Source organism: Roseateles sp., assembly GCF_036486225.1.
GTDB lineage: Bacteria > Pseudomonadota > Gammaproteobacteria > Burkholderiales > Burkholderiaceae_C > Roseateles.
Genome location: NZ_DASVNZ010000028.1, coordinates 1 through 11,793, shown reverse-complemented (window position 1 = coordinate 11,793; position 11,793 = coordinate 1). Strand labels below are relative to the sequence as shown.

Annotated in this window: 9 protein-coding genes and 1 pseudogene; 5 read left to right on the top strand and 5 right to left on the bottom strand. The window is 70.1% G+C overall.

The window, feature by feature from the left end; all coding sequences use genetic code 11:
* Both VF536_RS02960 and xdhB read left to right on the top strand, forming a co-directional pair.
* Positions 1-515: pseudogene (locus VF536_RS02960) on the top strand (xanthine dehydrogenase small subunit); the annotation flags it as partial.
* The gene (gene xdhB, locus VF536_RS02955; protein WP_331613300.1) at positions 512-2,917 is read left to right on the top strand and encodes a xanthine dehydrogenase molybdopterin binding subunit; all 2,406 of its coding nucleotides are present in this window, start codon (positions 512-514) and stop codon (positions 2,915-2,917) included. The pseudogene VF536_RS02960 and the gene xdhB, both read left to right, overlap by 4 nt.
* Here xdhB and VF536_RS02950 read toward each other — a convergent pair.
* Positions 2,910-3,890: an SLAC1 anion channel family protein gene (locus VF536_RS02950; protein ID WP_331613299.1), complete on the bottom strand. Its 981-nt coding sequence runs from the start codon at positions 3,888-3,890 to the stop codon at positions 2,910-2,912. The two genes, xdhB and VF536_RS02950, sit on opposite strands and share 8 nt — an antisense overlap.
* Before the next feature lie 171 nt (positions 3,891-4,061).
* On the opposite strand from VF536_RS02950, the gene VF536_RS02945 reads away from it, so the two are divergent.
* Both VF536_RS02945 and VF536_RS02940 read left to right on the top strand, forming a co-directional pair.
* The gene (locus tag VF536_RS02945) at positions 4,062-5,012 is read left to right on the top strand and encodes a GlxA family transcriptional regulator (RefSeq protein ID WP_331613298.1); all 951 of its coding nucleotides are present in this window, start codon (positions 4,062-4,064) and stop codon (positions 5,010-5,012) included.
* Positions 5,013-5,174: 162 nt separating this feature from the next.
* Complete coding sequence (locus VF536_RS02940) at positions 5,175-6,803, top strand: phosphoethanolamine transferase (RefSeq protein WP_331613297.1); 1,629 nt, start codon at positions 5,175-5,177, stop codon at positions 6,801-6,803.
* Between the two features lie 4 nt (positions 6,804-6,807).
* Here VF536_RS02940 and VF536_RS02935 read toward each other — a convergent pair whose 3' ends face one another.
* The 3 genes from VF536_RS02935 to VF536_RS02925 form a co-directional block, all read right to left on the bottom strand.
* Entirely contained in the window at positions 6,808-6,936 is a 129-nt protein-coding gene (locus VF536_RS02935; protein ID WP_331613296.1) for a hypothetical protein, read from the bottom strand.
* A gap of 19 nt (positions 6,937-6,955) precedes the next feature.
* Positions 6,956-7,600: a phytanoyl-CoA dioxygenase family protein gene (locus VF536_RS02930; RefSeq protein WP_331613295.1), complete on the bottom strand. Its 645-nt coding sequence runs from the start codon at positions 7,598-7,600 to the stop codon at positions 6,956-6,958.
* A gap of 106 nt (positions 7,601-7,706) precedes the next feature.
* Positions 7,707-8,627, bottom strand: a complete 921-nt coding sequence (locus VF536_RS02925) for a LysR family transcriptional regulator (protein ID WP_331613294.1) — start codon at positions 8,625-8,627, stop codon at positions 7,707-7,709.
* 108 nt (positions 8,628-8,735) lie between these two features.
* Here VF536_RS02925 and VF536_RS02920 point away from each other — a divergent pair, with 108 nt between their 5' ends.
* Entirely contained in the window at positions 8,736-9,842 is a 1,107-nt protein-coding gene (locus VF536_RS02920; protein ID WP_331613293.1) for a Gfo/Idh/MocA family oxidoreductase, read from the top strand.
* Between the two features lie 144 nt (positions 9,843-9,986).
* On the opposite strand, the gene VF536_RS02915 is transcribed toward VF536_RS02920, so the two are convergent.
* The coding region (locus VF536_RS02915; RefSeq protein WP_331613292.1) for a peptidase inhibitor family I36 protein at positions 9,987-11,793 on the bottom strand (1,807 nt) is incomplete at its 5' end.

The following is an 11,793-nucleotide window of genomic DNA, read 5'->3' as shown; positions in this document are numbered from 1 at the left end:
TGTTGTTGCGTCGCGGTGTCCGCGAGCGGCGCGTCGCGCTGGAGGACTTCTATCTCGACTACATGAAGAACGCGCTCGAAGCGGGTGAGTTCGTGCAGGCGATCGAGGTGCCGGCGCCCACGTTCACGCACCTGCGCGCCTACAAGCTCAGCAAGCGCTTCGACAGCGACATCTCGGCCGTCTGCGCGGTGCTGAGCCTGCGACTGGAGGACGGTGTCGTGCGCGACGCCCGCTTCGAGTTCGGCGGCATGGCCGCGATCGTCAAGCGCGCGGCGAAGGCCGAGGCCGCCGTGACCGGCCGCGCCTGGGACGAGGCGGCGTCGATCGCCGCGGCCGCCGCGCTGCGCGATGACTTCAAGCCCATGACCGACCTGCGCGCGAGCGCGAGCTACCGCGAACGCACCGCCGCGAACCTGATCCGCCGCTTCTGGCTGGAGACCCGCGCCAATGCGCCGGTCGCCGCCGGGTCGACCAGCGTCTGGCAGGCCGTCAACCTGCAGCGGAGCGTCGCATGAACAAGCCCTCGGAACTGCCGGTCGGCTTCGCCACCGACGCACCGCCCACTGCGCTGCAACCGCAGGTCGGCGTCAGCCGCGCCCACGAGGCCGCGCACCTGCACGTCAGCGGCGAGGCCACCTACATCGACGACATCGCCGAGGCGCAGGGCACGCTGCATGCGGCGCTGGGTCTCTCGCCCATCGCGCATGGCACGCTCGTGTCGGTCGACGTCGAGTTGCTGCGTCGGCAACCGGGCGTCGTCGCGGTGCTGACCGCCGCCGACATCCCTGCCGAGAACAACTGCGGCCCCCTGCTCCACGACGATCCCATCCTCGCCGACGGCGAGCTGCGCTACGTCGGCCAACCGGTCTACGCCGTGATCGCGACCGACCGCGAGCTCGCTCGCCGGGCGGCCGCGATGGCGAAGCAGGCCATCGTCAGCACGCCGCTGCCGGCGGTGCTGACCGCGCGCGATGCCCATGCCATCGGGCAATACGTCATTCCGCCGATGCATCTGGCACGTGGCGACGCGCAGGCCGCGCTCGCCGCCGCACCGCACCGCCTCGACGGCGAATGGGCCGTCGGCGGGCAGGAGCAGTTCTACCTGGAAGGCCAGATCAGCTACGCGCTGCCGCAGGAGAACCAGGCGCTGCTGATCCACTGCTCGACGCAGCATCCGTCGGAGATGCAGCAGCTGGTCTCGCATGCGATGGGCTGGCAGGCGCACCAGGTCACGGTGCAATGCCGGCGCATGGGCGGCGGCTTCGGCGGCAAGGAATCGCAGTCGGCGCTTTTCGCCTGCGTCGCGGCGATCGCGGCGCACAAGCTGCGCCGGCCGGTGAAGCTGCGCGTCGACCGCGACGACGATTTCCTCGTCACCGGCCGCCGTCACGGCTTCGACTACCGCTGGTCCGTCGGCTTCGACGACGAGGGCCGCCTCCTGGCCGCCGAGATCGACCTGATCTCCAACTGCGGCCACAGCGCCGACCTGTCGGGCCCGGTGATGGCGCGCGCGCTCTGCCACTTCGACAACGCCTACTGGCTGCCGAACGTGTCCATGCACGGCTACGCCGCGAAGACGAACACGCAGAGCAACACGGCCTTCCGCGGTTTCGGCGGCCCGCAGGGCGCGCTGGCGATCGAGATGATTCTCGACGGCGTCGCGCGGCGCCTGGGGCTCGATCCGCTGACGGTGCGGCAGCGCAACTTCTATCGCGACGGCCAGGACGTCACGCCCTACGGGCAGCGCGTCGAGGACAACCAGATCCGCCCGCTCACGGACCAGTTGGTCGAGAGCTCCGGCTACCACGCGCGACGCGCGGAGATCGCGGCCTTCAACGCGGCCAACCCGGTGCTCAAGCGCGGGCTGGCGCTGACGCCGGTGAAGTTCGGCATCTCGTTCAACGTCGTCCACCTGAACCAGGCGGGCGCGCTGGTGCATGTCTACACGGACGGCTCGGTGCTGGTGAACCACGGCGGCACGGAGATGGGCCAGGGGCTCAACACCAAGGTCGCGCAGGTGGTGGCGCACGAGTTGGGCGTGCCGGCGTCGCAGGTGCGCGCGAGCGCGACCGACACCAGCAAGGTCGCCAACACCTCGGCGACGGCGGCCTCCACCGGCTCGGACCTCAATGGCAAGGCGGCGCAGGACGCGGCGCGCAAGATCAAGCAGCGCCTGAAGCCGCTCGCAGCGCGCCTGCTCGGCTGCGATGAAGCAGCGCTTGTCTTCGACGGCGGCGAAGTGCGCGTCGACGAACGCAGCGACGGCAACGGCGACGGGCATCGCGAAGGACTCGACAGTCCGAAGGCGATCGGCTTCAAGGAGCTTGTCGCCAAGGCCTACCTGGAGCGCATCCAGCTCTGGAGCGACGGCTTCTACGCGACACCGGGCCTCCACTGGGACCGCGCGAAGCTGCAAGGCCACCCGTTCTACTACTACGCCTTCGGCGCGGCGGTGGCGGAGGTGCTCATCGACACGCTGACCGGCGAGACGCGGGTGCTGCGCGTCGACGTGCTGCACGACGTCGGCCGGTCGCTGAACCCGGCGCTGGACATCGGCCAGGTCGAAGGCGCGTTCGTGCAGGGCCAGGGTTGGCTGACCAGCGAGGAGCTGGTGTGGCACCCGCAGTCGGGCCTGCTGCTGACGCACGCGCCGAGCACCTACAAGATCCCGACGGCCAACGACATGCCGCAGGACTTCCGCGTCGCGCTCTACGACGCGCCGAACGCGGCGGACAGCATCCACCGCTCGAAGGCGGTCGGCGAGCCGCCGCTGCTGCTGCCGTTCTCGGTGCTGCTCGCGATCAAGGACGCGGTCGCGGCCTGCGGACCCGAGCGCTGCGATCCCCCGCTGCGCGCGCCGGCGACGCCGGAGGCGGTGCTGGACGCGGTGGAGGCCGTGATGGCCACGGTCACCTGAACAACTGCCCGTTCACCACGATCCGCACCGTCCGCACGAAGAGCACGGCGAGTGCCACGCTCAACGCGCCCAGCAGCACGATCGCCAGCAACTGGAGCCCCATGCCGCCGGCATGGTCTGCGTACTTCAACGCGGCGCTCGCCAAGGCTGCCATCGGGAAGCTGATCCCCCACCACGCCGGCGAGAACGCGATGCTGGGCCGGAACACCTTGGGCGCGATCACCAGGAACAGGAACAGCCCGAAGTAGAAGAGCACCGCCGCGAAGCGGTCGACGCCGCCGACCAGGTTGCTGTACGCGAGGAAGCCCACCTCGAAAGGCGCGACCAGCATCATCAGCGAGGGCGTCACCGCCGGCGCAAGCGGCTCGCGGTGCACCAGGCGGCTCACGATCATCACGAACAGCACCGGCGCCAGCATGGCGCCGAGCGCGCCGGCGATCAGGTTCATCTCCGGCGCCCAGGCCATCGGCATGTCCCGGCCGGTGACCGCGATGTCGAGCGTCGCCACGCCGGAGAGCAGCCACGCGGGCATCACGAGCGAGGCGTCCAGTTGCCCCTTCAGCAGGCGCGACACGGCAATGAACGCCAGCACGAACGCGCCCACCGCGCCGAGCGTCCACAGCGCATGCGCCGTCGACGCGCTGTAGGGCTCGATCAGCGCGGACAGCAACAGCAGCGAGATCGCGATCGTGCCGAAGAAGTTGCCACCCACCGGATGCCGGAACTCGGCCAGCACGACGTCCGGATGCCTCGCCAGCTTGGCCAGGTAGCCCGCGGCCATCAGCACGAAGACGAGCACCGCGAGCGCGCCCACCGCCTCGCCGATGAAGGCGGGTGCGGCGAGGCTCCGGTGTGCAAGCCGCCAGGCCAGCGCCAGCCCGGACAAGCCCATCACCGAGGCGAAGAGGTTCACCGGCAGATGGCGGATCGAAGCGCCGGCTTGCGCGGAGGAAGCCGGGAGACCCGTCGTCATGGGCACTGTCGGAGGCATCGTCTGTGGCATGGGAGGTGAGGCGTGCATGTCGGCGTCCTTGGCTGAAGTTGCTTGGCTGAATTTGCGCGTATGGATATTTTCTGCCAAGCTCTCCGGAGCGTGCCGGTCGACGGCACCGCGTTTCCTGCCAATCACCGGGCATTCACCGCCATGCGCATCGCCATCCTCGCCTTCCCCCGTTTCCAGCTGCTCGACGTGGCCGGGCCCGCCGACGTCTTCGCGGAGGCGTCCCATCAGCTCGGTGACGCCAAGGCGTATCAGGTGAGCGTGATCAGCACGGACGCGGGTCTGCTGCGCAGCAGCAGCGGACTGCGCATGGCGGTCGACGCGACGGTGGCGACGCATCGCGGTCGCATCGACACGCTGCTCGTCGCCGGCAGCCCGCGGCGCGACGACATGGCCGTCGACGCTGACCTGCGGCAGTGGCTGCAACGGCAGGCGCGCACGGCGCGTCGATACGGCTCGGTCTGCACCGGCGCGTTCGCACTGGCGTCGGCCGGGCTGCTGGACGGCAAGCGGGTGGCGACGCACTGGAACTCGACCGAGCGGCTCGCCGCGGACCATCCCGACGCCTGCGTCGAGCCCGATGCGATCTACGTGAAGGACGGCAGGCTCTTCACCTCCGCTGGCGTGACCGCCGGCATGGACCTGGCGCTGGCGATGGTCGAGGACGACCACGGGCGCGAGCTCGCGCTGCGCGTGGCGCGGCAGCTGGTGATGTTCCTGAAGCGGCCCGGCGGGCAGAGCCAGTTCAGCGCCCACCTGGCCGCGCAGACGGCCGAGCGCTCCGACGTCAGCGCGATCCAGGACTACGTGCTCGCGAACCTGCGCGCGGACCTGTCCGTCCCCGCGCTCGCGAAACACGCGGGCATGAGCGAACGCAGCTTCGCGCGCGTGTTCCGCGAGGAGACCGGCACCACGCCGGCGGAGTTCGTCGAGAACGCCCGCATCGACGCGGCGCGCCGGATGGCGGAGGACTCGGACCTGCCGGCCAAGCGCCTGGCCGACGCGGTCGGTTATGCGAATGTGGACGGCTTCCGGCGCGCCTTCGGCCGGCGGCTGGGGCTCACGCTCGTCGAGTACCGGCGGCGCTTCGCGTGAGGCGGACGATCTGGGTTATCGCCTTCGCCTGAAGCCCGACTGAAGCGACCCCCAGGTCGGACGGAGCGCCGTCGCAAGCCCGACCGGAAGCACCCGTGGATAGGATCGCGCCCTCTCCTGAGGAATCGCCGGCGTTCATCGCCCGGCGGCGATCGCGTCGACATGCTCGTCCCTTCCCAAGACCCGCGCTGGATCCGGCCCGTCGCGGCCGGGTGCCTGTGCGGGCTGCTGCTCCTGTCCTTCGTGCTCGCCCATGAAGGACGCCGCATCGCGCAGGTCGCGGTGCTGGTCCTGCCCGCTCTGCTGTGGCTGCGGCTGCCCGTCACCACGGTGCGATGGCGGCGTTTGCGCTTCGCGGTGGTCGGTGCAACGCTGGTCCTGTTCCTGCTCGACGGCGCCATCCGGGCCTTCCTCCAGTCCCGCTATCGCGCGCTGCCCGACAGTGCGCTGGTCCTGTCCGCCATCGCCAACACGACGTCGCGCGAAGCCGTCGAGTTCGCCGCATCGCAAGGCGCCTGGCTCGCCGGACTGGGCGCGATGCTGGCGGCGGTGATCGCCGGCGTCCTGGGCTCACTGGCGATCTGCAACCGCCACGAGGCGCCGTTGCGCCGCCCGGAGCGGTGGGGCATGGCGCTGCTGGTGCTGCTCTGCGTCGCCAGCCTCGCGATCAAGCCCTGGCGCCGCCACCATCCGCTGGTGTACTGGCCCGCCTGGGCGGCATCCGCGTCGACGCTCCAGCGCAGCTGGTCGGATCAGCAGCAGCAACGGGACGCCCTGCTGTCGAATGCCCGCGCGGCCGGCGTCCGCTTCACCGGAGCCGGGCCGTCCACCGTCGTGCTGGTGCTCACCGACAGCGTCAACCGCGACAACATGAGCCTCTACGGCTACGCGCGGCCGACCACGCCGCAGCTCCTCGCGCTGCGGCAGGACGAAGGCGATCGGATGCTCACCCTGCGCCACGCCTGGTCGGTCGAGCCCGGCACGGTGGCCTCGCTCAGCGGTCTTTTCAGCTTCGGCATGCGCGACGCGGACGATCCGGTCGACCGGACGCATCACGTGCTGGCGCTGGCGCGCGCCGCGGGCTACCGCGTCTGGTGGATGAGCAACCACGACGACACCGCCATCGAGCAGCAGCACGCTCGTCTCGCCGACTCGCTGGAGATGATCAACCGCGAGCCGGGGCGCTCCGGTGCGAGCCTGGACGGGGAACTGCTCGACTGCCTGGAGGAGGCGCTGACAGATCCGGCGCCGCGCAAGCTGGTCGTCGTGCACCTGCTGGGCGCGCATCCGCACTACCGGCTGCGCGCACCGACGGATGCGCCGGGGATCGCCGTCGCAGCGGACCCGGTCGACGCGGAGATGGTGGAGGAAGGACGCCCCGCGTGGCTGCGGGCCTCACGACGCGCCTACGACCGCGCGATCGGCTATCACGACACCGTGGTGGCGGAGTCGCTGCGGCTGACGCGCAGGCATACGCCGCAGGGCGGCGATGCCGCCTGGATGTTCCTCTCGGACCATGGCCAGGAGGTCGGCCACGACATCAGCCACGCCGGCCACAGTCCCGGCACGCCGGCCGGATACCGCATCCCGGCGCTGCTGTGGCGCGCCGGGGCGCCGTTCGATCCCGAAGTCGCCGGCCGCCCCTTCCGGGCGGACTGGGCCGGCTGGACGCTGGCCGAGCTGATGGCACTGGATTGGCAGGGCGCCCGACGGGATCGCAACGTCCTGGATCCACGGTATGTCTGGCAAGCGCCGCGACTGGCGGCGCCGGTCACGCGTTTCGACCGGTAGGCGTCTACGCCCTGGCCGGAGGCTGCGGCGCCAGATACGCCGCCATCAGGAACAGCGCGCCCATGCCGAGCAGGCTGCCGACGATGCCCATCGGCGACAGCGCCAGGCTTCCCAGCAGGGAGGATCCTTCCATGGACAGCCATCGTGCCGGGTCATGCCGCAGCATGCGACAAGTCTTCAGCCACGCTCCACGTCAGCCCCAACGGCAATTGCGGCGGTCCGAACACGAAGTGAAGGACGCGCCGCCTGCTGCTGCCAACGGACTTCGACGAAGCGTGCAGCGCGAGTGGGCGCATGACCAGCGCATCGCCCACCTCCGCCGTGCAGATGGCCTCACCGCGCTCGGCGCGGACTGCCGCGCCCGCTTCCGGCGTGAGGACACCCAGCCGATGCGATCCCGGCACCACGCGCAGTGGCCCGTCATCCGCGCCGCAGGCGTCGACATGCAGTCGAACGGCGATCAGTTGCTCCAGCACCTCTCGCGGGGGCTGCACGAACACCGTGCCCTCCTTCTCGGACCAGCCTCGCAGCTCGGGCGCGCTCACGCGTCGAGCGACCGGGATGCTCAGGTCCTGATGGAGGGCGACCAGCCAGTTGCGCTCGCCGGACTTCTCGAAATAGGTGCACTGCACCACGACGTGGTCCGCGGGAATCAGCGACTGCAGGACGTGATGCGCCCGCAGCGCCGCCGCCAATGCGGCGATCTCCGGTCGAGCCAGCAGGCAGCGGGAGCCGCCGACGGCGCCCTCGCGCAGCATCACCGGCGCCAGCGCAACCAAAGCCTCGGGATCGACCACGGACTCGATCAAAGCGAATCCGCGGGTCTCGACATCGATGTTGACACTCATGCGGCGCATTCTGCGGGAAGTCGCCTCCCCGATGCAGACTGGGCCAGCACTTGCTCTAGACCGGCGCGATCCCTGCCCGCTTCTCGATCAGGAAGTCGTGCAGCGCCTGCACCTTGGCCGGCCGATGCTCGCGCGAAGGCGAATACAGATAGAACGCAGCGAGGTCATGCGTCCACTCGCGCAACACTCGGACCAGGCTGCCGTCGGCCAGCTGCGGCCGCACCCCGATGTCCACGATCTGGATCAGACCGAGCCCCTGGACCGCCGCGGTCACCATGCTCTCGTCGTCATTGCTCGTGAAACTGCCGGCGACCGCCTGCGTGAAGTGCCGGCCGGCGCTGCCCGGCTCGTTGAAATCCCACTCGCGCAACGCGCCGCTGCCCGCGTACCGGTAGTTGATGCAGTCGTGCCCGATCAGGTCCTCGACCGTCTTCGGCGTCCCGCGACGGTCCAGATACGTCGGCGCGGCGACGACCGCCATCGACAACGGCGGCGTGATCGGCACCGCCACCACGTGCTCCGCCAGGCTGTGCCCCAGACGGATGCCGACGTCGCACCCGTCCGCAATGATGTTGGACAGCGAGTCCGCCATGACCAGCTCCACCTTGACGCCCGGATAGCGCTGCTGGAACTCGGCCAGATGCGGCGCCAGCAAGGCCCGGGCCGCCAGCCGCGAGGTGTTGATCCGGAGCAGACCGGACGGCGCGCCGTCGACGTCGTCGAGGCGCTGGACGGCCCGCTCGATCTTCTCCAGCGCCGGCACCAGCGTGTCCAGCAGCTGCTGACCGGCCTCGGTGAGCGACATGTCGCGCGTCGTGCGATGCAGCAGCCGGACGCCCAACTGCCGTTCCAGCGCCTTGAGGTTCTGCGATACCGCGGCGCGGGTCACGCCCAGTTCGTCCGCCGCGCGCGTGAAGCTGCCCTGTCGGGCGACACGGGCGAACCAGGCCAGCGAAGGCAGCAGCGCAGGATTCATGCCCCAAGTGTAAATCTGTGATTGACAGTGATGTGTCGGGGACGGTCTTCCGGTTGATCAATGCGATTTCTAGCATCCGTCCCTTCTCGTCATCATTGGAGTCAGGACATGTCGATCAGGAAATTTCGCGTGGGCATCATCGGCGCAGACACCCAGGCCAGTTGGGCCGGCGCGTCGCACGTCCCCGCGCTGCGGGATCAGCCCGGGTTGGCACTCGCGGCGGTGGCGACCCGACGGGAGGACAGCGCGAGGGCCGCGGCACAAGCCTTCGGCGCGGAACGCTGGTACGCGGATCCCTACGCATTGATCCGCGACGAGACGATCGACGTCGTCACCGTCGCCGTGAAAGTGCCGACGCACCGGGAGCTGGTGCTGGCGGCGCTGGCCGCGGGCAAGGCGGTCTACTGCGAAGCGCCGCTCGGCGCGACCCTGGCCGAGACCGGAGAGATGGCCGCCGCCGCGGGATCGCTGCATACCGCCATCGGACTGCAGGGCCGCTTCAATCCGTCGGTGCGCCGCGCCGTCGAACTCATCGCCTCGGGTCGCCTCGGTCGGCTGATGTCGGCCAACGTCCGGGCCACCACCTTCGGATTCGGTCCGCAGTCTCCCGCCGCCTACGACTACTTCAACAAGGCGGCCTCCGGCGCGAGCTTCCTGACCATCACGACCGCCCACGTGCTGGACGTCGTGGAAGCCGTACTGGGCGATATCACCGAGGTCGACGCGCGGACCGAACTGCTCTGGCCGACGATCGAGCTGATCGACGCGGGACGATCCTCCGTGCGGGAGATCCCCGACCACGTCGACATCATCGCCAGGACGGCGCTCGGTGCTTCCGTGTCGGTCCAGGTGCTGGCCGGCGTCCCGCCTGAGGACGCGCAGTTCGTCCTCGAGGTCCGCGGTTCCGCCGGGTCTCTGACGCTGAAGGGCAGCCATACCGCCGGCGTGCAGGTCGGCGATCTGACGCTGACGTCGAGCGTGGGCGTCGAGCCTCCGCAAGCCCCGGTCGCGACAGGTGTCGGGTCGACCGCCGCAGCGTTCTGGAACGGCGCCGCCATCAACGTCGGCGAGGTGTACGCCAGTCTGGCGCGGGATCTGGCGACGGGTCGTCACGACACGCCCGGCTTCGCTCATGCGCTTCACAACAGCCGACTGATCGCGGCGCTGGAGCGCGCCGCGCTCACCGGCGAGCGGCAGCGGCTTGTCGGAACCTGAACGGATCGCCGTCGCTCGACGGGACGCCGACCACACGTCCCACACGTCCCACACGTCCCACAGGTCCCAATAGCAACGGGGGATCGAGCCCTCGGACCCGATCCCCCGTCTGACTGGCAGCACGCTCTCGCGCGCTCAATCGTCTCAACGTGCCGACTCGACCCGCTGCGCGTTCAGGCCGTCCGACACGATGAACTCGAAGCGGCCGCCGGCCGGCAGCTCGTGCGTGTCCAGCGTCGCCTCGCCGCCCTGCAGGTCCTGCGCCAGGTTCAGGCGGCGGGTGCCGTCCGTCCAGGTCACGCTCAGGAACGGCGCCGAATCCGCATCCCAGCGCAGCGTCGCTTTGCCGGACGCTTCCTTCACCTGCACCTGCGCGCGGACGCCGCCGGCCGCCTGCACCTTCGCACGGGCGTTGCTCACCCGCGCCTGGGCCTGCGCCAGGGTCACGCCGTCCTTCAGCACGCTGATGCCGGCGATGTTGTCCACCTTGGGCACCAGCACGCTGAAGTGCTGGTTGTCGCCGTCATGGTCCAGCGCCTGCGCCGTGAAGGCCACGTCCTGGATCTGGCCGCCCGTCGTCTGCACGCGCAGCACGTACGGGCCGGAGGCCGGATCCGGCTTGGCGAACAGCGCCTTGACCGGGTTGATCTCGACCTGGCGGCCGTTGATGCTGCCGCTGACCAGCAGCACGTCCTGCGCCACCGCCTTGGACTCCGCCGCCTGCGCCTTGACCGTGTCGGCCGGCGTCAGGAAGGTCTGCATGATGCGGTAGTTGTAGTCCGAGAACACCGTGCCGCCGCAGTAGCTCATGATGTCGTGACGGTCCGTCGGGCGCGGGTCGTAGAACGAGCCGGTGTCCGACAGGTAGCTCCAGATGTAGCGGCCGGGCTTGCCCAGGTTGGCGTCCGGGTACGGGTACTTCGGATCCGGCGAGCCCGCGCCGCCGCAGGCCGCGTGCGGCAGCGAGAAGTTGTGGCCCAGTTCATGCGCCACCACGTCGCGCACCGTGTCCGGATTGCTCGGCATGTCGAAGCCGACCGCCGAGTTGCCCGGCACGTAGCCCAGACCCGCCAGGCCCCAGGTGCGCTTCGGGATGAAGCCGAAGTAGTAGTCGTGACGCGCGGCGCCTTCGATACGATGCAGGTCGGCCAGCTCACCCAGGATCTTGCCGAAAGCGTCGCTCCATTGCGCGTCGCTGGTCGGCAGCGTCGTCACCTTGCTCGACACGAAGGCCGGGTGCGACTGCAGCGTCACCGTCGACACCGGGAACAGCGCGCGCAGATGCGCGGTCTGGTCCGTCGGCAACTGGCCGGTCGTGCCGGCGATGCGCACCGGGATCGGGATGAAACGCATCGGCGTGCCGCCGCCCACGCGCGGCGTGAAGCTCTGCGACGCGGCGCCTGCGACGTTGACCGTCACCTTCAGGCCGCTCTTCACCAGCTCGGCCGGGATGCTCACGCTGTAGGCGTCGTCGAAGGACTGCGTCTCCGACACCGTCGTCGGCAGGCCGCGGCGCGGCGCGGCCAGCACCAGGTCGCGGCCGGTGCCGTCGACCGTGTTGTCCACCCGCACCGTGCCCGTCGGCGCGACGGTGCCCGCGGGCGCCGTCACGTTGACCTTCAGCAGCGCGGGCTTGTTGGCGACCAGCACCAGCTGGCTGTCGCTGCTGCCGTAAAGCATGGACTGCGCGAACTGCACCGAGGCCAGCGTCACCTTGGCCGCCGCGGGCGGCGCGGTGATGCGCATCGACGACGCGGTGTCGTTGAAGCCCGAGGGCACCAGGTTGGCGTTGTCCGCCGTCAGCGTGATCGACTTGCCGCCGTAGTTGATGTCGGCGAACAGCTGCACCTTGAAGCCGGCCGGCACCTTCACCGACGAGATGCGGTCGTTCCAGCCCGAGCCCACCCAGGCCGAGTCGGCGGCTAGGCACATGCTGGCGCCGACGTAGTTC